The organism is Streptomyces sp. NBC_00212, assembly GCF_045206365.1.
In the GTDB taxonomy this organism is placed as follows: Bacteria; Actinomycetota; Actinomycetes; order Streptomycetales; family Streptomycetaceae; genus Streptomyces.
Genome location: NZ_CP108115.1, coordinates 1,633,276 through 1,656,315 on the forward strand (window position 1 = coordinate 1,633,276; position 23,040 = coordinate 1,656,315).

Annotated in this window: 20 protein-coding genes; 14 read left to right on the forward strand and 6 right to left on the reverse strand. The window is 70.0% G+C overall.

Going from position 1 to position 23,040, the window contains the following annotated elements; genetic code table 11:
- Positions 1 to 113: 113 nt before the first annotated feature.
- Complete coding sequence (locus OHA17_RS07600) at positions 114 to 1,151, forward strand: Rv2578c family radical SAM protein (RefSeq protein WP_406505199.1); 1,038 nt, start codon at positions 114 to 116, stop codon at positions 1,149 to 1,151.
- 31 nt (positions 1,152 to 1,182) lie between these two features.
- On the opposite strand, the gene OHA17_RS07605 is transcribed toward OHA17_RS07600, so the two are convergent.
- Positions 1,183 to 1,761 (reverse strand): adenylosuccinate lyase, encoded by a 579-nt coding sequence (locus OHA17_RS07605; RefSeq protein WP_406505201.1) that lies wholly within the window; start codon positions 1,759 to 1,761, stop codon positions 1,183 to 1,185.
- Positions 1,762 to 2,199: 438 nt separating this feature from the next.
- On the opposite strand from OHA17_RS07605, the gene OHA17_RS07610 reads away from it, so the two are divergent.
- The 9 genes from OHA17_RS07610 to pssA all read left to right on the forward strand — a co-directional run bounded on the left by OHA17_RS07610 (position 2,200) and on the right by pssA (position 13,029).
- On the forward strand, positions 2,200 to 3,981 hold the full coding sequence (locus OHA17_RS07610) for a 3-hydroxyacyl-CoA dehydrogenase family protein (protein ID WP_406505203.1): 1,782 nt from the start codon (positions 2,200 to 2,202) through the stop codon (positions 3,979 to 3,981).
- Positions 3,982 to 4,072: 91 nt separating this feature from the next.
- Positions 4,073 to 4,879, forward strand: coding sequence for a TetR family transcriptional regulator (locus OHA17_RS07615; RefSeq protein ID WP_398879155.1), 807 nt, complete (start codon positions 4,073 to 4,075; stop codon positions 4,877 to 4,879).
- Positions 4,880 to 5,274: 395 nt separating this feature from the next.
- The gene (gene ccrA / locus OHA17_RS07620) at positions 5,275 to 6,612 is read left to right on the forward strand and encodes a crotonyl-CoA carboxylase/reductase (protein WP_053730136.1); all 1,338 of its coding nucleotides are present in this window, start codon (positions 5,275 to 5,277) and stop codon (positions 6,610 to 6,612) included.
- A 14-nt stretch (positions 6,613 to 6,626) separates the two neighbouring features.
- Complete coding sequence (locus OHA17_RS07625) at positions 6,627 to 8,654, forward strand: protein meaA (protein ID WP_406505206.1); 2,028 nt, start codon at positions 6,627 to 6,629, stop codon at positions 8,652 to 8,654.
- Complete coding sequence (locus OHA17_RS07630) at positions 8,651 to 9,619, forward strand: HpcH/HpaI aldolase/citrate lyase family protein (RefSeq protein ID WP_406505208.1); 969 nt, start codon at positions 8,651 to 8,653, stop codon at positions 9,617 to 9,619. The genes OHA17_RS07625 and OHA17_RS07630 overlap by 4 nt, the downstream gene beginning before the upstream one ends.
- A gap of 6 nt (positions 9,620 to 9,625) precedes the next feature.
- Complete coding sequence (locus tag OHA17_RS07635; protein ID WP_406505210.1) at positions 9,626 to 10,150, forward strand: MaoC family dehydratase; 525 nt, start codon at positions 9,626 to 9,628, stop codon at positions 10,148 to 10,150.
- A 2-nt stretch (positions 10,151 to 10,152) separates the two neighbouring features.
- Positions 10,153 to 11,358 (forward strand): acyl-CoA dehydrogenase family protein, encoded by a 1,206-nt coding sequence (locus tag OHA17_RS07640; protein WP_053730140.1) that lies wholly within the window; start codon positions 10,153 to 10,155, stop codon positions 11,356 to 11,358.
- A 173-nt stretch (positions 11,359 to 11,531) separates the two neighbouring features.
- Positions 11,532 to 12,188: a phosphatidylserine decarboxylase gene (locus OHA17_RS07645; RefSeq protein ID WP_053730141.1), complete on the forward strand. Its 657-nt coding sequence runs from the start codon at positions 11,532 to 11,534 to the stop codon at positions 12,186 to 12,188.
- The gene (gene pssA, locus OHA17_RS07650) at positions 12,175 to 13,029 is read left to right on the forward strand and encodes a CDP-diacylglycerol--serine O-phosphatidyltransferase (RefSeq protein ID WP_199827113.1); all 855 of its coding nucleotides are present in this window, start codon (positions 12,175 to 12,177) and stop codon (positions 13,027 to 13,029) included. The genes OHA17_RS07645 and pssA overlap by 14 nt, the downstream gene beginning before the upstream one ends.
- 292 nt (positions 13,030 to 13,321) lie before the next feature.
- Here pssA and OHA17_RS07655 read toward each other — a convergent pair whose 3' ends face one another.
- The gene (locus OHA17_RS07655; RefSeq protein ID WP_406505213.1) at positions 13,322 to 14,842 is read right to left on the reverse strand and encodes an MFS transporter; all 1,521 of its coding nucleotides are present in this window, start codon (positions 14,840 to 14,842) and stop codon (positions 13,322 to 13,324) included.
- A 138-nt stretch (positions 14,843 to 14,980) separates the two neighbouring features.
- On the reverse strand, positions 14,981 to 16,135 hold the full coding sequence (locus OHA17_RS07660; RefSeq protein ID WP_406505215.1) for a glycerate kinase: 1,155 nt from the start codon (positions 16,133 to 16,135) through the stop codon (positions 14,981 to 14,983).
- Between the two features lie 141 nt (positions 16,136 to 16,276).
- On the opposite strand from OHA17_RS07660, the gene OHA17_RS07665 reads away from it, so the two are divergent.
- From OHA17_RS07665 to OHA17_RS07675, 3 genes are all read left to right on the forward strand, one after another.
- Positions 16,277 to 17,992 carry a BCCT family transporter gene (locus tag OHA17_RS07665; RefSeq protein WP_406505217.1) on the forward strand — a complete coding sequence of 572 codons (1,716 nt, stop codon included), beginning with the start codon at positions 16,277 to 16,279 and terminating at the stop codon, positions 17,990 to 17,992.
- 59 nt (positions 17,993 to 18,051) lie between these two features.
- Entirely contained in the window at positions 18,052 to 18,564 is a 513-nt protein-coding gene (locus tag OHA17_RS07670) for an NUDIX domain-containing protein (RefSeq protein WP_406505219.1), read from the forward strand.
- A 104-nt stretch (positions 18,565 to 18,668) separates the two neighbouring features.
- Positions 18,669 to 19,412, forward strand: a complete 744-nt coding sequence (locus OHA17_RS07675) for an SIR2 family NAD-dependent protein deacylase (protein ID WP_406505221.1) — start codon at positions 18,669 to 18,671, stop codon at positions 19,410 to 19,412.
- Positions 19,413 to 19,436: 24 nt separating this feature from the next.
- Here OHA17_RS07675 and OHA17_RS07680 read toward each other — a convergent pair whose 3' ends face one another.
- Complete coding sequence (locus OHA17_RS07680) at positions 19,437 to 20,594, reverse strand: DUF4157 domain-containing protein (protein WP_406505223.1); 1,158 nt, start codon at positions 20,592 to 20,594, stop codon at positions 19,437 to 19,439.
- A 15-nt stretch (positions 20,595 to 20,609) separates the two neighbouring features.
- Between OHA17_RS07680 and OHA17_RS07685 the strand changes: the two genes are divergently transcribed.
- Positions 20,610 to 20,756 carry a hypothetical protein gene (locus OHA17_RS07685; protein WP_406505225.1) on the forward strand — a complete coding sequence of 49 codons (147 nt, stop codon included), beginning with the start codon at positions 20,610 to 20,612 and terminating at the stop codon, positions 20,754 to 20,756.
- Between the two features lie 153 nt (positions 20,757 to 20,909).
- On the opposite strand, the gene OHA17_RS07690 is transcribed toward OHA17_RS07685, so the two are convergent.
- Positions 20,910 to 22,301: a hypothetical protein gene (locus OHA17_RS07690; RefSeq protein WP_406505226.1), complete on the reverse strand. Its 1,392-nt coding sequence runs from the start codon at positions 22,299 to 22,301 to the stop codon at positions 20,910 to 20,912.
- 229 nt (positions 22,302 to 22,530) lie between these two features.
- Positions 22,531 to 23,028 carry a methylated-DNA--[protein]-cysteine S-methyltransferase gene (locus OHA17_RS07695; RefSeq protein WP_406505228.1) on the reverse strand — a complete coding sequence of 166 codons (498 nt, stop codon included), beginning with the start codon at positions 23,026 to 23,028 and terminating at the stop codon, positions 22,531 to 22,533.
- Positions 23,029 to 23,040: the final 12 nt, after the last annotated feature.

Consider the following 23,040-nt stretch of genomic DNA (forward strand, 5'->3'; position numbering starts at 1 on the left):
CAACCACCTCGGGGTCGGCCGTCACAATCCGGGTTGCGATCAAGAAGGGAACATGTGTTCTATTCAGGGGTGGGAGTGACCGAACAAGGCCCACGGGAGCAAAGGAGGCGTTCATGCGCTGGGAGAATCTCGCCGATGACGACGCCCCGTCCGGCCCGGTCCGCACGGCCGCGCTCTTCGCCGCGGACGCGGTGACGACCCGGACGTTCGACACCCCCGAGTTCCGCGGGATCACCTTCCACGAGATCCGGGCGCGCTCGATAGTCAATCGGGTGCCGGGCGCCTCCCGGATGCCGTTCGAGTGGACCGTCAACCCGTATCGCGGCTGCTCGCACGCATGCGTGTACTGCTTCGCCCGCAAGACGCACAGCTATCTGGATCTGGACACCGGACTGGGTTTCGACTCGCAGATCGTGGTGAAGGTCAACGCGCCGGAGCTGCTCCGGGTCCACCTCGCCTCGCGCCGCTGGCAGGGCGCGCACATCGCGATGGGCACCAACGTCGACTGCTATCAGCGCGCGGAAGGCCGCTACCGCCTGATGCCGGGCATCATCGAGGCCCTGCGCGACCACGCGAACCCGTTCTCCATCCTCACCAAGGGCACGCTCATCCTGCGTGACCTGGAGCTGCTCAAGGAGGCGGCCCAGGTGACCGAGGTGGGCATCTCGGTCTCGGTCGGCTTCCTGGACCAGGAGCTGTGGCGCACGGTCGAGCCGGGCACGCCCGCGCCGGACCGCCGCCTCGACGCCGTCCGCACGCTCACCGAGCACGGCATCGGCTGCGGGGTTCTGATGGCCCCGGTGATCCCGTTCCTCGGCGACCACCCCGACCAGCTGCGCGCCACCGTCCGCGCGATCGCCGCCTCGGGCGCCACCTCGGTGACCCCTCTCGTGCTGCACCTGCGGCCGGGTGCGCGCGAGTGGTTCATGGCGTGGCTGGGGCAGCACCATCCCCAGCTGGTGCGGCGGTACGAGCGGCTGTACGCGGAGGGTGCGTACGCGCCGAAGTGGTACCAGCGCCGGATCACCGGCCAGGTGCACGAGCTGGCCACCGAGTTCGGCATCGGCCCGGCGCACCGCGGCGCGGCCCGCCGCATCCCGGCCGCCCCGGAGCCGACCCGCCCGGAGCCGACCCAGCTGACCCTGCTCTGACCGGGTTCCGACGGCGTACGCGGCCCGACGCTCAGCGCCGGCCCGCCTGAATGCGGCGCAGCGCCCAGGCCGCCGAGCGGGCGAGGCGGGGGTGGGCCAGGGCCTCGTTCAGGACGTCGAGGGCCTGCTTGTCGCCGAGCTCGCCCAGGCCCTCGATGCAGGCCTGGGCCACCCTCCAGTACGGGCTGTGCGGGGACAGCAGCGGCCGCAGGGTCTTGATCAGGGCCGGTACGGATTCGGGGGCGCGCAGGGCGGTGAGCAGGCGGACCGGGTGCAGGGCGTAGGCGGTGCGCAGTTCGTTGGTGGCCAGGGCCGCCGCCGCGCGCGCGGTGCGCGGGTCGCCGAGCCTGGCGAGCGCGTAGGCGGCGCTCACGCAGCGTTCCGGGTCGCGGTGGTTGAGCAGCAGGATCAGCGCTTCGAAGGCCCGGCGGTCGCCCGCGACGCCGAGCCGGAACGCCGCGATCTCCCGTGCCCAGAGCGGGCGTTCGGGCTCGGTGAGCGCCGCCGCGAGCTCGTCGCGGTCGACGCAGGCGATCAGCCGCTCGTACGCCGCCGACCCCCCGGTCTCGGCCCGCACCCGGTCCGTGAGCGACCTGAACTCCTCGTCCATGCCCGAAAGGGTAGTGGCCGCAGGGCCGTTGGCACCCCAAGGATGATCGGATCCCGGCGGCCGCGGGGAGTTTGCCCCCGGCGCGGAGCAGCCCCTTGGCGCGGACCGGCACACCCGGTGACCACACCCCGCCCCGCGGAACCGGCGCGAGCCAGATCACACCGGTTCGACGCGACGGAGGTCTGGCGCGCTCGTTACTCGCCGGTTAACCTCAGGTGAGCGGGTAACCCCCGCCGACTCCGGTGGCCTGGTGACGCAGCCACCGCGAGTGCTTGTCGGTTCGGCAGTTCTGTACGACGCGCCCCGGGACAGGGCCGTCGGCCCTTGGCACCACGACACAACTCCCGCACGCCGTGCGCCCGTTGGCGTATTCGAGCGCCCCCTGATGCCGGTCGCGTGCGCCCTCTCTCAGTCGTCACTCATCCCTGGAGTCCCGTGATGGACATCCCCCTGAACACTGTCGCCGTGGTCGGCCTCGGCACGATGGGCACCGGCATCGCCGAGGTCCTGGCCCGCGCCGGCCGCGAGGTCATCGGCATCGACATCAGCGAGCGCGCCGGCCGCCAGGCCGTGGCCTCGCTCGAAGCGTCCACGGCCCGCGCGGTGTCCCGCGAGCGGATCACCCCGCAGGAGCGGAGCGACGTCCTCGCCCGGTTCCGCACCTTCACCGACCTCCAGGCCGCGGCCGAGGCCGAGCTCGTCATCGAGGTCGTGCCCGAGTCGTACGAGCTCAAGAACCAGGTCTTCCGCGCGCTCGACTCCATCGTCGCGCCCACCGCGATCCTGGCGACCGGCACCAACGCGCTCTCGGTGACCCGCCTCGCCGCCGACTCCGCGCACCCCGAGCGCGTGCTCGGCCTGCACTTCTTCAACCCGGCGCCCGCGATGAAGCTCGTCGAGATCGTCTCGTCCGTGCTCACCGCTCCCCCGGCCGTCGACGCGGTCACCGCGCTCGCCCTCGACCTCGGCAAGGAGCCCGTCGCGGTCGGCGACCGGCCCGGCTTCGTCGCCGACGGCCTGCTCTTCGGCTACCTCAACCAGGCCGCCGCGATGTACGAGTCGAAGTACGCCTCGCGCGAGGACATCGACGCCGCGATGAAGCTGGGCTGCGGCCTGCCGATGGGCCCGCTCGAACTGCTCGACCTGATCGGCATCGACACCGCCCGCACCGTCCTGGAGGCGATGTACGCCTCATCCCAGGACCGCCTCCACGCGCCCGCCCCCATCCTCGGCCAGCTCGCCGAGGCCGGCCTGACCGGCCGCAAGAAGGGCCGCGGCTTCTACACGTACGAGGGCGAGGGCAGCTCGGTCGTGGTGGCCGACGCCCAGACCCCGGACTCCATCGCGGGCTCCGGCGGCGGCCGCGAGATCCGCTCGGTCGGCGTGGCCGGCTCGGGCACCATGGCGTCCGGCATCGCGGAGGTCTTCGCCAAGGCCGGGTACCACGTCGTGCTCGCGGCCCGCAGCCTGGAGAAGGCGGAGACCGCCAAGTCCCGTATCGGCAAGTCGCTTTCGCGCTCCGTCGACAAGGGCCGGCTCACCGCCGAGGCCCGCGAGGAGACCCTGAACCGCATCACGGCCGCCGGGGCCCTGGAAGCCTTCGCCGAGGTCGACCTCGCGGTCGAGGCGGTCGCCGAGGACCTGGAGGTCAAGCAGCAGCTCTTCGCGACCCTGGACAAGATCTGCAAGCCGGGTGCGGTGCTCGCCACCACGACATCCTCGCTGCCCGTCGTGGCCTGCGCCCGCGCCACCTCGCGCCCGCAGGACGTCATCGGCATGCACTTCTTCAACCCGGCGCCCGCGATGAAGCTGGTCGAGGTGGTCCGCACGGTGCTCACCTCCGACGAGGTGCACGCCACCGTCCGCGAGGTCACCGCGAAGATCCGCAAGCACCCGGTCGACTGCGGCGACCGCGCCGGGTTCATCGTCAACGCGCTGCTCTTCCCGTACCTCAACAACGCGATCAAGATGGTCCAGGAGCACTACGCGACCCTGGACGACATCGACGCCGCGATGAAGCTCGGCGGCGGCTACCCGATGGGCCCGTTCGAACTGCTCGACGTGGTGGGCCTGGACGTCTCGCTCGCCATCGAGAAGGTGCTGCACGCCGAGTTCCGCGACCCGGGCCTGGCCCCGGCGCCGCTGCTCGAACACCTCGTCGCGGCCGGCTGCCTGGGCCGCAAGACGGGCCGCGGATTCCGCGAGTATGCCCGGCGCTGATCCACGGGCAGGGTGGGGCGGGCTGCTGCAACCTCCGGGCAGCCCGCCGCCGCGGGCGCGACTTCCTGCAAATATGCAGTACGTTCGGTCCATGCCCCAGCCAGCCAGGTCCTCCCGTACGAACGCCGTGCCCGACGCCCCGGAGAGCGCCGCGGGCAGCCGGGCGGCCGCCCAGCGGCTCAAGATGCGCCGGGAGCTGGCGGCCGCGGCGATGGACCTGTTCTCCGCGAAGGGGTACGAGGCCACCACCGTCGACGAGATCGCGGCCCGGGCCGGGGTGGCCCGGCGCACCTTCTTCCGCCACTTCCGCTCCAAGGAAGAGGCGATCTTCCCCGACCACGACGACACCCTGGTGCGGGCCGAGGCGGTCCTCAACGCCGCACCCCCGCACGAGCACCCGCTCGACACGGTGTGCCGGGGCATCAAAGAGGTCATGAAGATGTACGCGGGCTCCCCCACGGTGTCCGTGGCCCGCTACAAGCTGACCCGCGAGGTGCCGACGCTGCGCGAGGCCGAGATCGCCTCGGTCGCCCGCTACGAGCGCCTCTTCACCCGCTATCTGCTCGGCCACTTCGACGAGCACGACCACCAGCCGGGGAACGACGACCCGCTGCTCGCCGAGGTCGCGGCGTCGGCGGTCGTCACCGCGCACAACCACGTACTGCGCCGCTGGCTGCGGGCAGGCGGCCAGGGCGACGTGGAGACCCAGCTCGACCACGCCTTCGCGATCGTGCGGGAGACCTTCGGCTCCGGCATAGGAGCGGGCCGCACGGCCAAGCCGAAGCCGGCCGCGGCCTCCGTGTCGACCAGCGACGAGGTCCTGGTCGCGGTGGCCCGCACGGACGCGCCGCTCGACGAGATCATGCAGACCATCAAGCAGGCCCTCAAGAGCAAGTAGTCGTCACCCGTACCGCCCCGGTGGCCGCATCCCTCACTCAGGGATGCGGCCACCGGCGTATGCGCTGACCTGCAACGATCGATCATCGCTCATCTGCGCAGGTCAATCCGCAATTGAGAGAAACTCTTGGCACGCAGTGTCTTGTCACTTGGCACCGGGTGCCATACGTTGATGTTGTCCGGGCGGCCGGCGTGCAGAGCAACCTCGTACGCCGGCTGTCCCCACAAGCCGCCACTGGCGAGTGCGCCCGGACGCCTGCGTCACAGGCAACCCTCCCGCGCCCACCAGGCGCTGCCGCACTTGAACCACACCGCCGAACCGACGGCACACCTCCACAGCACCACCCCCGAAGACCCTCAACGCCCCCTGTCGGGCGCTTCGCCGGAGGCAACACCGTGAAGGAAATCCTGGACGCGATCCAGTCGTCGGAGTCCACCTCCGCCGACTTCGCCGCTCTGCCGCTCCCCGAGTCGTACCGCGCGATCACCGTGCACAAGGACGAGACGGAGATGTTCGCCGGGCTCAGCTCCCGCGACAAGGACCCCCGCAAGTCCCTGCACCTCGACGAGGTGCCGATCCCCGAACTCGGCCCGGGCGAGGCCCTGGTGGCCGTCATGGCCTCCTCGGTCAACTACAACTCCGTGTGGACCTCGATCTTCGAGCCGGTGTCCACCTTCGGGTTCCTGGAGCGCTACGGCCGTCTCAGCGAGCTCACCAAGCGCCATGACCTGCCGCACCACATCATCGGCTCCGACCTCGCGGGCGTCGTGCTGCGCACCGGGCCCGGCGTGAACGCCTGGCACCCCGGCGACGAGGTCGTGGCGCACTGTCTCTCCGTCGAGCTGGAGAGCTCCGACGGCCACAACGACACGATGCTCGACCCCGAGCAGCGCATCTGGGGCTTCGAGACGAACTTCGGCGGCCTCGCCGAGATCGCGCTCGTCAAGTCCAACCAACTCATGCCCAAGCCACGGCACTTGAGCTGGGAGGAGGCCGCCGCTCCCGGTCTGGTCAACTCGACCGCGTACCGCCAGCTGGTCTCCCGCAACGGCGCCGGCATGAAGCAGGGCGACAACGTCCTGATCTGGGGCGCCAGCGGCGGACTCGGCTCCTACGCCACGCAGTTCGCGCTCGCGGGCGGCGCCAACCCGATCTGCGTGGTGTCCTCGCCGCAGAAGGCGGACATCTGCCGCTCGATGGGCGCCGAGGCGATCATCGACCGCAACGCCGAGGGCTACAAGTTCTGGAAGGACGAGCGGACCCAGGACCCCAAGGAATGGAAGCGCTTCGGCAAGCGCATCCGCGAGTTCACCGGCGGCGAGGACATCGACATCGTCTTCGAGCACCCCGGCCGCGAGACCTTCGGCGCGAGCGTCTACGTCACCCGCAAGGGCGGCACCATCACCACCTGCGCCTCCACCTCGGGCTACATGCACGAGTACGACAACCGCTACCTGTGGATGTCCCTGAAGCGCATCATCGGCTCGCACTTCGCCAACTACCGCGAGGCGTGGGAGGCCAACCGCCTGGTGGCCAAGGGCAAGATCCACCCGACGCTCTCCAAGGTGTACTCCCTGGAGGACACCGGGCAGGCTGCCTACGACGTGCACCGCAATCTCCACCAGGGCAAGGTCGGCGTGCTCGCGCTCGCCCCCCGCGAGGGCCTCGGCGTCAGCGACCCCGAGCTGCGCGAGAAGCACATCGACGCCATCAACCGCTTCCGCAATATCTGAGGCCGGGAAGTTTCATGACAGAGCGTCAGAAGGATCGGCCGTGGCTCATGCGGACGTACGCCGGTCACTCGACCGCCGAGGCGTCCAACGAGCTCTACCGCAACAACCTGGCCAAGGGTCAGACGGGTCTGTCGGTCGCGTTCGACCTTCCGACGCAGACCGGATACGACCCCGACCACATCCTCGCCCGCGGCGAGGTCGGCCGGGTCGGGGTCCCGGTGTCCCATCTCGGTGACATGCGGCGGCTGTTCCAGGACATCCCGCTTGAGCAGATGAACACCTCGATGACGATCAACGCCACGGCGATGTGGCTGCTCGCCATGTACCAGGTGGTCGCCGAGGAGCAGGGCGCCGACATCACCAAGCTCCAGGGCACCACCCAGAACGACATCGTGAAGGAGTACCTCTCGCGCGGGACGCACGTCTTCCCGCCGGGCCCTTCGCTGCGGCTGACGACAGACATGATCTGTTACACCGTGAACAACATCCCCAAGTGGAACCCGATCAATATCTGCAGCTACCACCTGCAGGAGGCGGGAGCCACCCCGGTCCAGGAGATCGCGTACGCGATGTCCACCGCGATCGCCGTGCTCGACTCGGTGTTCGCGTCGGGGCAGATCCCCGAGGACCGCAGGGGCGATGTCGTGGCCCGCATCTCCTTCTTCGTGAACGCGGGCGTCCGCTTCGTCGAGGAGATGTGCAAGATGCGCGCCTTCGGCCGCATCTGGGACAAGATCACGCGGGAGCGGTACGGGATCGAGGACGCCAAGCAGCGCCGCTTCCGCTACGGCGTCCAGGTCAACTCGCTCGGCCTGACCGAGGCGCAGCCGGAGAACAACGTCCAGCGCATCGTGCTCGAAATGCTGGCCGTGACGCTGTCGAAGGACGCCCGCGCCCGCGCGGTCCAACTCCCGGCCTGGAACGAGGCGTTGGGGCTCCCGCGCCCCTGGGACCAGCAGTGGTCGCTGCGCATCCAGCAGGTCCTGGCGCACGAGAGCGACCTGTTGGAGTACGAGGACATCTTCGCCGGGTCGCACGTCATCGAGGCCAAGGTGGACGCCCTGGTCGAGGAGTGCCTCGCCGAGATCGACCGCATCCAGGAGATGGGCGGGGCGCTGGCCGCCGTCGAGTCGGGCTATCTCAAGTCGCAGCTCGTCTCCTCGCATGCCGAGCGCCGGGCCCGTATCGAGGCTGGCGACGAGAAGATCGTCGGCGTCAACTGCTACCAGTCGACCGAGCCGAGCCCGCTCACCGCGGACCTGGACGGCGCGATCATGACGGTCGACCCGGCCGTCGAGGCCCGCGTCGTCGCCTCGCTCAAGAACTGGCGCGACACCCGCTACCAGCCGCCCTTCAACCACCCGCGACCCTGCAAGGCCCTGGAGAAGCTGAAGGCGGCCGCCCAGGGCACCGGGAACCTCATGGAGGCGACCCTGGAGTGCGTGCGCTCCGGGGTCACCACCGGGGAGTGGTCCGAGGCGCTGCGCGAGGTGTTCGGCGAGTTCCGGGCGCCGACGGGCGTCTCCTCCGCCCCGGTCGCGGTCACCGCCGAGGAGGGCACGCCGCTCGCCCTGGTCCGCGAGAAGGTGGCGCGGACGGCCTCGGACCTGGGCTCCGGGCGACTGCGCCTGCTGGTCGGCAAGCCGGGCCTGGACGGGCACTCCAACGGCGCCGAGCAGATCGCGGTGCGGGCGCGCGACGCCGGGTTCGAGGTGGTCTACCAGGGCATCCGGCTGACCCCCGAGCAGATCGTGAGCGCGGCCCTCGCCGAGGACGTGCACTGCGTCGGCCTGTCCATCCTGTCCGGCTCGCACGCCGAACTCGTCCCGGACGTCCTGGTGCGTCTGCGCGAGGCCGGCGCGGCCGACATTCCGGTGATCGCCGGCGGGATCATTCCCCCGGCGGACGCCGAGGAGTTGCGCAAGGCGGGCGTCGCCGCCGTTTTCACCCCCAAGGACTTCGGTATCACGGAGATCATCGGCCGTATCGTCGACGAGATCCGGAAAGCGAACAAGCTCGACCCGTTGGAGGTCCCCGCATGAGCACCACCCCCGTCAACAGGCTCCGTCCCCGCCGCTCCTGCCTCGCGGTCCCCGGGTCGAACCCCCGCTTCCTGGAGAAGGCCCAGGGCCTCCCGGCCGACCAGGTCTTCCTCGACCTGGAGGACGCCTGCGCGCCGCTCGCCAAGCCCGAGGCGCGGCACACCGTCGTCAAGTTCCTCAACGAGGGCGACTGGACGGGCAAGACGCGGGTCGTGCGCGTGAACGACTGGACGACCGAGTGGACGTACCGCGACGTCGTGACCGTCGTCGAGGGCGCCGGCCAGAACCTCGACTGCATCATGCTGCCGAAGGTGCAGACCGCGGACCAGGTCGTGGCCCTGGACCTGCTGCTCACCCAGATCGAGAAGACGATGGGTTTCGAGGTCGGCAAGATCGGCATCGAGGCGCAGATCGAGAACGCGCGCGGCCTGAACAACGTCAACGCGATCGCGGAGGCCTCGCCCCGTACCGAGACGATCATCTTCGGCCCGGCCGACTTCATGGCCTCCATCAACATGAAGTCGCTGGTCGTGGGCGAGCAGCCGCCCGGCTACGGCGCGGACGCGTACCACTACATCCTCATGAAGATCCTGATGGCCGCGCGCGCCAACGACCTCCAGGCGATCGACGGCCCCTACCTCCAGATCCGCAACGTGGACGGCTACCGCGAGGTCGCGCAGCGTGCCGCCGCCCTCGGTTTCGACGGCAAGTGGGTGCTGCACCCGGGCCAGGTCGAGGCGTCGAACGAGATCTTCTCGCCGTCGCAGGAGGACTTCGACCACGCCGAGATGATCCTCGACGCCTATGAGTGGTGCACCTCGGAGGCGGGCGGCAAGAAGGGCTCGGCGATGCTCGGCGACGAGATGATCGACGAGGCCAGCCGCAAGATGGCGCTCGTCATCTCCGGCAAGGGCCGGGCCGCCGGCATGAAGCGCACGACGACGTTCGAAGCCCCGGAGGCGTAAGACATCATGCAGTTCGGCCGCACCTACGAAGAGTTCGAGATCGGCGCCGTCTACAAGCACTGGCCCGGAAAGACGGTCACCGAGTACGACGACCACCTCTTCTGTCTGCTCACCATGAACCACCACCCGCTCCACATGGACGCCAACTACGCTGAGAACACGACCGACTTCGGCAAGAACGTCGTCGTGGGCAACTACATCTACTCGCTGCTGCTCGGCATGAGCGTGCCGGACGTCTCGGGCAAGGCGATCGCCAACCTGGAGATCGAGTCGCTGCGGCACGTGGCGCCGACCTTCCACGGCGACACGATCTACGGCGAGACGACGGTCCTCGACAAGACCCCGTCGAAGTCGAAGAACGACCGCGGGATCGTCTACGTCGAGACCAGGGGCTACAAGCAGGACGGCACTCTGGTCTGCGTCTTCCGCCGCAAGGTGATGGTGCCGACCGAGACGTACATCAAGGAGCGCGGCGGGGAGCAGCCCGGCCGCCCGGAGCTCGTCGAGCCCGCCAAGAAGACGGAGAAGTAGCCATGGCCCGTCTCGCGCAGACCGCCGGTCTGACCGACGTCCAGCAGGAAATCCTGGCCACCGTGCGGGACTTCGTCGACAAGGAGATCATTCCGGTCGCGACCCAGCTGGAGCACAAGGACGAGTACCCGACGCAGATCGTCGAGGGGCTCAAGGAGTTGGGCCTGTTCGGCCTGATGATTCCCGAGGAGTACGGCGGTCTCGGGGAGTCGCTGCTCACCTACGCGCTGTGCGTGGAGGAGATAGCGCGTGGCTGGATGTCGGTGTCCGGCATCATCAACACGCACTTCATCGTCGCGTACATGCTCAAGCAGCACGGCACCCAGGAGCAGAAGGACACCTTCCTGCCGCGGATGGCGCTGGGCGAGGTGCGCGGCGCGTTCTCGATGTCGGAGCCGGCGCTCGGTTCGGATGTGTCGGCGATCACGTCGAAGGGCGTCAAGGACGGCGACGAGTACGTCCTGAACGGTCAGAAGATGTGGCTGACCAATGGCGGAACGTCATCACTGGTGGCCGTTCTGTGCCGGAGTGACGAAGGACACCCCGAGGGCACGGCCCCCCACAAGTCGATGACGACCTTCCTGGTGGAGAAGGAGCCGGGCTTCGGCGAGGTCCGCCCCGGCCTGACCATCCCCGGCAAGATCGACAAGATGGGCTACAAGGGCGTCGACACGACCGAACTGGTCATGGACGGACTGCGCATTCCGGCCAATCGCGTGCTCGGCGGGGTCACCGGCCGAGGGTTTTACCAAATGATGGACGGCGTGGAGGTCGGCCGCGTCAATGTCGCGGCCCGTGGCTGCGGGGTCGCGCAGCGTGCATTTGAGCTGGGTGTCTCGTATGCCCAGCAAAGGCACACTTTCGGCAAGCCGATCGCCCAGCACCAGGCGATTCAGTTCAAGCTCGCCGAGATGGCTACCAAGGTCGAAGCCGCCCATGCGATGATGGTGAACGCAGCACGCAAAAAGGACTCCGGGGAACGAAACGACCTCGAAGCAGGGATGGCGAAGTACCTCGCCTCCGAGTACTGCAAGGAGGTGGTGGAAGACGCCTTCCGCATCCACGGCGGCTACGGCTTCTCCAAGGAGTACGAGATCGAGCGCCTGTACCGCGAGGCGCCGATGCTGCTCATCGGTGAAGGTACCGCCGAGATCCAGAAAATGATCATCGGCCGCCGACTTCTTGAGGAGTACCGGTTCCAGGGTTGATTGTCGCTTTTGAGTCGGTTTGGCCGCGAAGAACATCACACCCTGTCATCGTCTTCCGGCCTCCGACTCGGCTTCTGGCTTGCCCAGTTGCGGCTCGCAACCGATACCATCGCCGGTAAACCTGCCGCCGTCCCCCGTTGCCAGCGCGGCATCATCCGCTACGAAGGTCATCCATGCCCCACAGCCAAACCTCTGCACCACGCGACGGCTTCCTCAAGGGACGCCTTGCTCGCGGAGCATCGCCGTGGCTTCTGCCGACCGTCGCCACCGCAGCTATCAGCCTGGCCCGCTCGCGCCGCTCCAAGGGCGCAGCGATCGTGGCCGTGCCCACCACCGCCCTCGCGGCGGGCATGCTGTGGTTCTTCCGCGACCCCGAGCGTGAGATCACGCAGGGGCGGGTCATCTCCCCCGCCGACGGTGTGGTGCAGAGCATCATGCCGTGGAAGGACGGACGTACTCGCGTCGCGATCTTCATGAGCCCGTTGAACGTCCACGTCAACCGCGCGCCCCTCGCGGGCACGGTGACTTCGGTGGAGCACATCCCCGGTGGCTTCGTCCCGGCGTTCAACAAGGAGAGCGAGAACAACGAGCGCGTCGTCTGGCACTTCGACACCGAGCTCGGCGACATCGAGATGGTGCAGATCGCCGGCGCGGTCGCGCGGCGCATCGTGCCGTACGTCCCCCAGGGCACCAAGGTGGAGCAGGGCGAGCGCATCGGCCTGATCCGCTTCGGCTCGCGGGTCGACATCTACCTCCCCGAGGGTGTCGAGGTCGCGGTCGAGGTCGGGCAGGCGACCACGGCGGGGGTGACTCGAATTGACCGTGATTGATCCCGAGACGCAGGCCGGCTGGGTCCCCGAGGCGGAGTCCGAGGACGACGTCGAGGAGATGCCGCTGTCGCTGCGACTGTCGATAGCGGACACCCTCACGCTCGGCAACGCAACGTGCGGGTTCATGGCGGTGTACTTCACCACCACGGGCATCCTCATCCCGCACCTCTCCGGCAGCCAGGAGACGGGCATGGCGCGGCACTCCGCCGCGACCGCCGTGATCCTGATGCTGCTCGCGGCGATCTTCGACCTCTGTGACGGTCTGGTCGCCCGCAAGCTGCGCAGCTCCCCGATGGGCGCCGAGCTGGACAACCTGTCGGACCTGATCAGCTTCGGGCTCGCCCCGGCCTACTTCGTGCTCGTGTACGGAATGGTCGCGGACGACGCCCACCAGCGGGTCGCCGCGGTGGCCGCGATCACGGTGCTGCTCGCCGTGGTGCTGAGACTCGCGCGCTTCTCGTGCGTGACGATGAAGGACGGCATGTTCCAGGGCATGCCGAGCCCCTTCGGCGCCCTCACGGTCGTCTCGATCGTCCTGCTTGAACTGCCGTTCATCCCGACGCTGCTCGCCGTCATCGGAGTCGCCTGGCTGATGGTGAGCCGGGTCGAGTACCCGAAGCCGCGGGGCATCCTCGCGGTGGCGATGCTCAGCTGGATCATCGGTGCGATGGGGCTGCTCGCGGCCTGGGCGTTCGACGCTCCGGGCGGTCAGCTGCTGCTCCAGACCGGCTGCGCGCTGCAGATCGTCCTGGCCGCCACGATCCCCCTCTTCGCGACGGCCCGCCGGGTGAACACCTTCCGCGACAACCGCCGCGAGGCGCGTGCGGCCCAGCTGCCGTAGTTCCTCACGGTGCCGTAGTTCCGCACGGTGCTGGAAAGGGGCCCCGGGTTCTTGAACCCGGGGCCCCTTTTCGTATGCCCGTTCCGCCCGGACCGCGAGGCGGGCACCCAGTGGTGGCTCGCACCCCCGACCCCCTCGGCTGCGGACCGTGGTCGCTTCTCGCGCAGTTCCCCGCGCCCCTGAACCCTCGGTCGTCCGCGGACCGTGCAGGGCTGGTCCGCAGTTCCCCACGCCCCTGACAGCACCGGGGCTCAACCGGCGTTCGAGGGGCGGAGCCCCTCGGGCGCGGGGGTCAGTGCGCGTTCTCCGTCGGGCGGAGGTCGCCCGGGATCTTCGCCCAGGCGAGCACCGCGGCGGCCAGCGGCAGGGCCGCGGCGAGGAGGAACGTCGGGGTCATGCCGGAGGTGAAGGCGGCGGACGCCTTCTCCAGGAGCAGCGCCCCGGCCGGGCCGCCGATCTCCGCGGCCACATGGGCCGCCTCGCCTACCGAGTCGCGCACGGACGCGGTGGCGGCCCCGTCCAGGGCGAGCTCCGGCAGATGCGTCCGGTACAGGGCCGCCGCGACGCTGCCGAGGATGGCGACGCCCATGGCCGCGCCCAGCTCGTAGCAGGTCTCCTCGACGGCGGCCGCCCCGCTGACGTGCTCCTTCGGGGTGGAGGCCATCAACGTCACCGACGCGGCCGTGGTGGCGATGCCGACGCCGCAGCCGAGCACGCCGAGCGCCACGGCGACCCCGGGGTAGGCCAGCGGCCCGGACTGCTGGAACAGCCACGGCAGCGCGAGGCCCGCGGTCATCAGGAGCAGCCCGCCGCCGATGACGTGCCGGATCGGCAGCCGGTGCATCAGGACCGGGGTCACCAGCGAGGTGACGACCAGGCCGAGCGGCGCCGGAAGCAGCCGGATGCCGGCCTCCAGCGGGCTGTAGCCCTGTCCGTACTGGAACCACTGGGTGACCAGGAACAGCGCCGAGCCGAGTGCGATCATCCCGAGGAAGATCGCGGCGGCGGCGATGCTGAACGAGCGGTTGGTGAACAGCCTCACGTGGAGCAGCGGGTGGGGCAGTCGCAGCTGGCGGCGGACGAAGACCGTCAGCGCGACGGCGGCGACCACGAGCAGCGTCCACGCGACCGGGTCGGTGGGACCGCCCTTGCCGAGCTGCTTGATGCCGCCGGCCAGGGCGAGCATGCCGACGATGGACTGGCCCACGCCCCACCAGTCCCAGCGACCCTCGCGCGGCTGCCGGGACTCGGGCAGCATCCAGGCGCCGAAGGCGATGATCACCAGGGCGACCGGGATGTTGATCAGGAACGCGGACTGCCAGCCGTTCTGCTCGACGAGCAGCCCGCCGACCACCGGGCCGAGCGCCATGCCGCCACCGAAGACGGCGGCCCACACGGCGTAGGCGAGGGCGCGTTCGCGGGCGTCGGTGAAGACGTCGCGCAGGATCGACAGGGTCGACGGCATGATCGCCGCGCCACCCACGCCGAGCAGCGCCCGGGCGGCGATGACCTGCCAGGCCTCGGTCGCGAAGACCGCCATCAGCGAGGCGAGCGCGAAGATCGCGAAGCCGGCGAGCAGCAGCCGCTTGCGCCCCCAGCGGTCGCCGAGCGCTCCGGCCGTCACGAGCAGTCCGGAGAGCGCGAGCGCGTAGACGTCGATGATCCACAGCTGCTGTACGGAGCTGGGCTGCAGGTCGCTGACCAGCGAGGGGAAGGCGACGTTGAGGATGGTGGTGTCCATCGCGATCAGCAGCAGGCTGCCGGAAAGGATCGCGAGGACGACCCAGCGCCGTGGGTCGAGGGGCGGCGTCATGAAACACTCCAGTATCGAATGAGACATCAGTGTCTCACATGGGATGGAGGCGTGCACGCGCATGGGCGTCTGGGTTCAGGGAACGACAGAGCGGCCCCCCTCGCGAGTCGCGAGGGGGGCCGCTCCGGTGACGGGCTCCTACAGCAGGAAGTCGCCCGCGATGTTCTGGGCGACGCGCTCCAGGAGCGGGCCCGCGTTGGCGATGCACTGGGCCGGGTCCGGCTCCAGCTCGGTCAGCGGGTAGGCGCGGCGAATGCCCGCCTCGCCGAGCTGTCCCGGCTGGAGCAGCAGGCGGCCGCACACCGCGACGACCTCGATGCCGGCCGCGCGGGCCGCCGCGGCGACGCCCGCCGGGGCCTTGCCGTGCAGGGTCTGCTCGTCGAGCGAGCCCTCGCCGGTGATCACCAGCGTGGCCCGGGCCAGGGCGGGCGCGAAGCCGAGCACGTCGAGCATGACCTCGATGCCTGGACGGAACGCGGCGTCAAGGGCGACCAGCGCGCCGTAGCCGATGCCGCCGGCCGCACCGGCGCCCGGGGCGCGCGCGGCCTCGGCGGCCTTCGCGCCGAGCACGCCTTCGAGGACCTTGGCGTAGTGGGCCAGGGCCGCATCCAGGGTCGCCACGTCCTCGGGCGAGGCGCCCTTCTGCGGGCCGTAGACCGCGGGGGCGCCCTTCGGGCCGGTCAGCGGGTTGTCGACATCGCTGGCGAGGACGAGTTCCACGTCCTTGAAGCGGGGGTCGAGGCCCGAGAAGTCGGCCGTCGCGAGGCCGGCGAGGGCGCCGCCGCCGGGGCCGACGGGCTCGCCTGCGGCGTCCAGCAAGCGGGCGCCGAGCGCGGCCAGCATGCCCGCGCCGCCGTCGGTCGTCGCGCTGCCGCCGACCCCGAACACGATGGTCCGCGCGCCCGCGTCGAGGGCCGCGAGCAGCAGCTCGCCGGAGCCGTACGTGGTGGCGGTGAGCGCCGCGAAGACGCCCTCGGGAAGGTGCTGGAGCCCGGAGGCCTCCGCCATCTCGACCACGGCCACCCCGTCGCGCACCGCGTACGCGGCGGTCACCGGGGCGCCGACGGGGCCGGTGACCCGTGCCTCGCGGCGCTCGAATCCGGCCGCCACCGCGGCGGCCACCGTGCCGTCGCCGCCGTCGGCGACCGGCAGGGTCTCCACCCGCAGATCCGGGACGACCCGCCGCAGCCCGGCCGTCACCCGCTCCGCGACCTGTACGGCCGTGAGCGAGCCCTTGAACTTGTCCGCCGCCACGAGTACGCGGGCGGTCTCCAAAACTGCGCCGTCCGTCACTTGCCATCCCTTGCTTTCGAACAGGCAGTCGCGCCGTTTCCGACCCTATCCGCCCGGCGCGCGCCTGCCCATAGCTGCCAGGGTCCACGGACGGCGCGCCACCCCACAAAATGCGTACATTCCCCACCATAGTGGGCCGACATGAGGATGGATTCGATCGATCATTCCGGCTCCGGCGCCCCGCCGGGCGGCTCTCCCGGGGCCCCCGACCCCTCGCCCGACCAATCCTTGATCACCATCGGCGTGCTCGCGGTGGTGGCCGTGGTCGGCTGGGCGGCGCTCGGCAAGAGCTCGTTCGACAGCGCCTCCTCGACGGCGCTCGCGTGGGTCCTGAACAACTTCGCGTGGCTCTTCGTGGTCGCCGCCGACGTCTTCCTGGTGCTGTGCGTGGTCCTCGCGATCAGCCGGTACGGGCGGATCAGACTGGGCGCCGACGACTCCGAGCCGGAGTTCACCAACCTTGCCTGGATCGCGATGATGTTCAGTGCCGGGATGGGCATCGGCCTCATGTTCTACGGGGTCGGCGAACCGCTCACCCATTTCCTGAGCCCGCCCCCGGCGACCGGCGCCCAGCCCGGCACGGGCGATGCCGCGCGCACCGCCCTGGAGTACTCCTTCTTCCACTGGACGCTCACCCCCTGGGCGATCTACGGCATCGCTGGGCTCGCGCTGGCCTACGCGGGGTTCCGCAAGGAGCGGGGCAACCGGCTGTCCTCCGCGTTCGTGCCGCTCATCGGCGAACGCCGGGCGGCCGGCCGGCCCGGCAGATGCATCGATCTGCTGGCCGTCTTCGCGACCGTCTTCGGCACCGCGACGAGCCTCGGCCTGGGCGCGCTCCAGGTCGCCGAAGGCCTCGACATCACGTCGGACGTGAACAACTCCCGAACCACCCAACTCGTCATCATCGCCTCCCTGTCGGCGGCCTTCGTGCTCTCCGCCTTCTCGGGCCTGCACAAGGGCGTGAAGTGGCTGTCCACCATCAACATCGTGCTCGCCGCGGTGCTGATGGTCTTCGTCTTCCTGCTCGGCCCGACCGTCTACATCCTGGACACCATCCCGGCCTCGATCGGCGGCTATCTGCACGACCTGCTCCCGATGGCCAGCCGCACCGGCGCCTTCACGGACCGGGCGTGGCTGGGTGCGTGGACGGTCTTCTACTGGGCCTGGTGGCTGTCCTGGGCGCCGTTCGTCGGCACCTTCATCGCCCGGATCTCGCGCGGCCGGACGATCCGCGAATTCCTCATCGGGGTGCTGCTCGTGCCCAGCGGGGCGACGGTCATCTGGTTCTGCGTCATGGGCGGCACGGCGATCCGGCTCGCGTCCACCGGCACGGCCGACCTCGCCGCGGCGGTGAAGGACGGCGCCGAGGCCTCGCTCTTCGCGATGCTGGACGCGCTGCCGATCGGCACGGTCACCTCGTACATCGCAATGGCCCTGGTGATGACCTACTTCATCACCAGCGCCGACTCGGCCTCGCTCGTGATGGGGTCGCTCACCAGCCGGGGCTCGCTGCACCCGCCGACGTGGCTCGTGGTGATGTGGGGCGTCCTGATGGCGGCGGTCGCGGCGGTCCTGCTCGTCGCGGGCGGCCTCAAGTCCCTCCAGACCGCGACGATCCTCGTCGCGCTCCCCTTCGTCCTGGTGATGCTGGGCCTGTGCTGGTCCCTGGTGAAGGAGCTGCGCGAGGACCCGGGCGCGGGGCCCTCCCGCCACGGCGCCCTGCACGGCCTGGGCGACGCGGTCCGGGCGATGGTCGGCGACGCGATCACCGAGCAGGGCGCCGCCCGTCACCACCGACTGCGCCGGGCCGCCAAGTCCCGTACGGGTGAAGACGGTTCGAGCCCGCCGCAGGCCTAACGGGGATGGGGCCCGATACGGCGAGGAACCCCCTGACCAGGCCCCCTACCCTTCTCACCATGACGACCGACAACGCCACAGCGCCCGACAACGACTACGCCGCCTACATCGCCGGCCTCCCCCGCGTACTCTCCGGCGCCGCCACGCTGTTCCTGGACGCCGGGAACCGGGTGCTGCTCGTCGAGCCCAACTACCGCGAGGGCTGGGCGCTGCCCGGCGGGACCGTGGAGTCCGACACCGACGAGACCCCGCGCGGGGCGGCCCGCCGCGAGACCCTCGAAGAGATCGGCCTCGACGTGGAGCTGGGCCGCCTGCTCGCGGTGGACTGGGTCCACGGCAAGGCGCGCCCGCCGATCGTCGCGTACGTCTACGACGGCGGAGTCCTCGACGAGGACCGCCTCAAGTCGATCCGGCTCCAGGAGGAGGAGCTCCTCTCCTGGCGCCTGGTCCCCCGCGAAGACCTCCCCACCCACCTGCCGGGCCCCCTGGGCCACCGCGTACTGGCCGCGCTGGACGTCCTGTTGGAGGGGCGGGGGACGGTGGAGCTGGAGAACGGACTTCGGGTGGGGTGAGCGGTGGGCGCACCCCGGGTGCGGAGCCCGGCTCCCCGCCGCGCCGGGAAGGGGCGGGCCGAAATCCGTTCGCCCGCCTCCCCCGCGCCCCCTACGCTCCCCGCATGAGCAAGCCACTCGTCGCGATTCTTTCCGGGGCCGGTATCTCCACCGATTCGGGGATCCCCGACTACCGCGGGCCGAACGGCCTGTGGCGGCGCGATCCCGAGGCCGAGAAGCTGGTGACGTACGACTTCTACATGGCCGATCCCGAGATCCGGCGCCGGTCCTGGCTGATGCGCCGCGACAGCCCCGCCCTGAAGGCCGAGCCGAACGCCGCGCACCGGGCGGTCGCCGAGTTCGAGAAGTCCGGTGTGCCGGTGCGCGTGATCACCCAGAACGTCGACGGGCTGCAGCAGCGCGCGGGCTTCCCGGAGCGCAAGATCCTCGAACTCCACGGCACCGCACGGGCGGTGACCTGCACCCGCTGCCACGCACGGTCCTCGATGGACGAGGCGCTGGCGCGGGTGACGGCGGGCGAGGCGGATCCGCCGTGCACGGCGTGCGGGGGCATCCTGAAGTCGGCGACGGTCATGTTCGGCGAACGGCTCGACCCCGAGGTGCTCGCCCAGGCGATGGCGATCGCCAAGGCCTGCCAGATCTTCATCGCGGTCGGTACGACGCTCCAGGTCCAGCCCGCGGCCTCGCTCGCGGGGATCGCGGCGGACGGGGGCGCCCGGCTGATCATCGTGAACGCCGATCCGACCCCGTACGACGCGCTCGCCGACGAGGTCGTACGGGAGCCCATCGGCACGGCCCTGCCGCGGCTCCTCGGCACGCTGGGGCGGCCGGGCCCGGACGGCCCGTAGTCGAAGGGCCGACCGGCGGAGCGCTCAGTCGGCGGAAGTGGCGTTCCGGTCGTAGGTGTCGAAGTCGGCGTTCTCGAAGTCGGTGCGTTGGCCGTCCTGGAACGCCCAGATGTTCGTCTGGGTCTCGATCACCCAGCGCAGGAAGGTGTTCAGTGCCCTCATGGAGACGAGCAGCTGGAAATAGAGGGCCGCGTAGTGCCCCTTGGTGGCGGTGAGCCAGGTGTTGAAGGCGGGCCGCTGCCCCGGTCCGAGGCGGTTCTGTTCAATCTTCCTCACCGCGTCCGGGTCGAACATCTTCGCTTCGAGAAGCGTGCCCCACTCCGGCGTGGCCACATTCAGTTCGCCACCTATGGCCCATCCTGCGGCCCCGCACTCCTGGGCCTTTCTGGTCAGTGCACGGGAGAAGTTGCCGAACGTTTCCGCGTTGGCGTCCGGGCCCGCCACCGAGTCTTCCGCCAACGTCGCGACGAACGGGCTGTGAGGTACGTCTCCGGACGGATGTCCAGCGTTCCCGGCGGTCACGGCACGCTCCTGCAGAAGGGCACAACTGCCGTTCAGATCAGCGAGATTACCGGTGAACTTCGCCCAGAGCTGCGGGGTCTTCCTGATTACCTTCTTGACGTCGTCGTCGATTTCCGCACCGCCCCAGAAGTCCTTCGCCCGCCGCTTGAGCGCAGTACCGATCGTCGCCGCAGTGTTGTCAAGGGCGTTGAACACATGGTCGCCCTGCGCGTGACCGCCGCCGCTCACGCGCTGAATGGCGGTGGCACCGCCATGGGCGCGCTTCGGGGTCTCGGCCCTCTGCACCTGGGGGGCGGCCCCGGACATGGCGCGCGTCGCGTTGACCTCGGCTTCCCTCTCGAAGCGGTCCGCGGGGTCGGAGACCTTCAGCCCACTGCCGTTGTCGGTGCCCGCGACGGGGCCTTGCCGTTGCTGGATCACATGAGTGAGCTCGTGGGCGAGGGTGTGTCTGTCCGCGCCGCCGTCACCGATGACGACATGGCTGCCGGACGTGTAGGCGCGGGCGCCGACCTCCGCCGCCGAGGCCTTGGCCGCGGCATCGGTGTGGATGCGTACATCGGAGAAGTCGGCGCCGAGCCGCGACTCCATGTCGCTGCGGGTCGCCTCGTCCAGGGCCCTGCCCGGCGTGCCGAGGATGTCCTGCACCGCGGAACGCTGCACTGCGGCCCCACTCGTGTGACCACAGCCCGCGCCGTGCCGATGCCGCTCCTCGGCACCGGCGTGCCCGGACCGGCGGAGCAACTGCACGACCGCCCCGTTCCCGACGGTGCCTTGCAGAGCGAGGAGAAGGCGGGACGGCGCCGGTTCACCCCGGCGGGGTGAGGCGCCGGGCGGCGTGCGGAGCTCCGCCGCGTTGCGTGCGGTGCCGCTGTCTTGGACGTGCATGAGGTCTCACTCTCGGGCGGAGACGGACGTTCCCCTGTGTAGCCCGTCCGAGGAGGCGGGGCAAGGTACGCAAGGGCAAGCTACGCGCGCCTATTGGAAGTTCGTCAGGTCCGTGAATCCCTTGGACAGGCCCAGTTTGCGGATGACCTCCGTGAGGAACTCGTGGCTCTTCGGGTACATGGACTTCATGCAACTCGCCAGGAGAGACGCATGGTTCAACTCTCCTACGGGCGTGCTCTTCGGCACCGTGACGGTGAATACACCGGCGCCGTCCCGCTCCCAGGTGATGCCGCTCTCGCCGGTCACGTCTATCGTCGCCGGCACGGCGAGGGAGCCCATGACGGGAGAGATGAATCCGGCGATTTTTCCGAGCTTCTTGACGCCTTCCCGGGCGTCCGCCTCTTCCTTCAGCCCAATATCCTTGCGAACTGCGTTGACGTAGCCAAGAGTTGGCACGGTGATTCCCTTGTAGCGGGCCGAATCCTGACCCTCCTTTCCACCTTGCTCCGCCTGCTCCAGCAATCGGTGGGCATCGGCCACCACTTGCAGAGCGATACCGAGGGACTGGCGGATCGCCCCCTGCTGCTCCTGCGTGAGCCCTTCGCCGAAGCGGTCCTGGATCTGATGCCCTGCGCCCGCCGTCGTCTGGCCCTCGACCACGCCCAGGGCGTACCACACATAACTGTCCGGGTTCTGCAGGGCGCCCTTCGTGGAGAGGCCGTCGATCAGGCGGGACGTCTTGTAGGCGATGTCGGGAGTTCCCAGTGAGGCGTGCACCGCCTCGTGGACCAGGGTGTCGCGGCGCGTCGTCTCGTCCACCTCGTGGAAGTGCGTCGTCGCGGTGATGGTCGGCCCCACGGCGTGCGCGATGATGCTCGTCTTCTCCCCGGCCACGTAGAGGTCCTTCACCGCCAACGGGTCGTTTTCATCGGCGGTGTTCGCCTCGTCGAGCCGGGCGAGGACCCGCTGGAAGTTCTCCTTCACCTGCCCGGCCTCGGCATCCGGGCCGAACACCGACTTCAGGAAGTCGCCGTCCGTGATCTTCGGCAGTGCCGCTGACACCAGGGCGCGGCCACCGTCCACGGCCTTCTGGATGGCCGCACGGCGCATCCGGCGCTCCTGGGCCGTGGCGCCCTCCGAGTCCTTCGCTTCCTTGCGCGCGCCTTCGGGCTCCGGGCTGCTGCTCCGTTCCCGCTTCTCCGCGGTGCGCTGGACGACCGGGCCGCCGAGCCCCTCGTTCCCCGCAGAACGCTGCACTTCCTCGCCACTGGTGTGACCACAGCCCGCGCCGCGCTGATGGCGCTCCTCGGCACCGGCGTGCCCGGTATGGTGGCGGAGCATCTGCACGACGGCGGCGTTGCCCGCGACGCTCTGGAGGGCTAGCAGGCCCGCCCCAACTCCTGTGCCCGGAGCCCGGTTTACGCCGGGAGCGCGCTCGGGCTCCTTGCCGTGGGGATGCTGGGCCTGCTGGTGGGAGCGCATGGGGGCCTTTCACGGGCGGTGGAATCCGGAACCCTGCGAACAGAGCCCGGCCCGTCGCCCGGGCAGCGGGCCCGGTCCGCGCAGGGACACCCGATGCTTCCGGGTCCCGCCAACGCTTCACTAACTTCCTTCCGGCCGGGCGTTAGTGGCGCCCCGAAGGGGCGCGGGGAACCTGCGCGACAGGTGACCACAAACCCTTGGCCGACGGACACCGATGTCCGCGGGGCGCTCAGAACAGCGCATCCTCCGCCTCCCCCCGCTCGAACGCCAGCAGCCGCTGCTTGCGGTCGAGGCCGCCGCCGTAGCCGGTCAGGCTGCCGTTCGCGCCGATCACTCGGTGGCACGGCACGATGATGCCGACCGGGTTCTTGCCGTTGGCGAGGCCCACCGCGCGGGATGCGTTCGGGTTGCCGAGGGCTTCGGCCAGCTCGCCGTAGGAGCGGGTCTCGCCGTACGGGATCTGCTGGAGCTGGTGCCACACGCGCTGCTGGAACGGTGTGCCCTGAAGGTTCAAGTCCAGCTTGAATTCGGTCAGTTCGGATGCGAAGTACGCGTCGAGTTGGCGGATGGCTTCCGGGAACGGGCCGTCTTCGTCCCGCTCGCCGAAGGTTTCCTGCGGGGGCCTGTGGCGCTGGCCCTCCATGTAGAGGTGGCTCAGGACTCCGTCGGTGGCCACCAGGGTGAGCGGGCCGTAGGGGCTGTCGATGACCGTGTGGGTGATGTGCACGACTGAACTCCC

What these genes read in the sequence shown, in the direction of transcription:
- OHA17_RS07600 (WP_406505199.1), top strand. Translation starts at nt 114, where the DNA reads ATGCGCTGGGAGAATCTCGCCGATGACGACGCCCCGTCCGGCCCGGTC.
- OHA17_RS07605 (WP_406505201.1), bottom strand. Translation starts at nt 1,761, where the DNA reads ATGGACGAGGAGTTCAGGTCGCTCACGGACCGGGTGCGGGCCGAGACC.
- OHA17_RS07610 (WP_406505203.1), top strand. Translation starts at nt 2,200, where the DNA reads ATGGACATCCCCCTGAACACTGTCGCCGTGGTCGGCCTCGGCACGATG.
- OHA17_RS07615 (WP_398879155.1), top strand. Translation starts at nt 4,073, where the DNA reads ATGCCCCAGCCAGCCAGGTCCTCCCGTACGAACGCCGTGCCCGACGCC.
- OHA17_RS07625 (WP_406505206.1), top strand. Translation starts at nt 6,627, where the DNA reads ATGACAGAGCGTCAGAAGGATCGGCCGTGGCTCATGCGGACGTACGCC.
- OHA17_RS07630 (WP_406505208.1), top strand. Translation starts at nt 8,651, where the DNA reads ATGAGCACCACCCCCGTCAACAGGCTCCGTCCCCGCCGCTCCTGCCTC.
- OHA17_RS07635 (WP_406505210.1), top strand. Translation starts at nt 9,626, where the DNA reads ATGCAGTTCGGCCGCACCTACGAAGAGTTCGAGATCGGCGCCGTCTAC.
- OHA17_RS07640 (WP_053730140.1), top strand. Translation starts at nt 10,153, where the DNA reads ATGGCCCGTCTCGCGCAGACCGCCGGTCTGACCGACGTCCAGCAGGAA.
- OHA17_RS07645 (WP_053730141.1), top strand. Translation starts at nt 11,532, where the DNA reads ATGCCCCACAGCCAAACCTCTGCACCACGCGACGGCTTCCTCAAGGGA.
- OHA17_RS07655 (WP_406505213.1), bottom strand. Translation starts at nt 14,842, where the DNA reads ATGACGCCGCCCCTCGACCCACGGCGCTGGGTCGTCCTCGCGATCCTT.
- OHA17_RS07665 (WP_406505217.1), top strand. Translation starts at nt 16,277, where the DNA reads ATGAGGATGGATTCGATCGATCATTCCGGCTCCGGCGCCCCGCCGGGC.
- OHA17_RS07670 (WP_406505219.1), top strand. Translation starts at nt 18,052, where the DNA reads ATGACGACCGACAACGCCACAGCGCCCGACAACGACTACGCCGCCTAC.
- OHA17_RS07675 (WP_406505221.1), top strand. Translation starts at nt 18,669, where the DNA reads ATGAGCAAGCCACTCGTCGCGATTCTTTCCGGGGCCGGTATCTCCACC.
- OHA17_RS07690 (WP_406505226.1), bottom strand. Translation starts at nt 22,301, where the DNA reads ATGCGCTCCCACCAGCAGGCCCAGCATCCCCACGGCAAGGAGCCCGAG.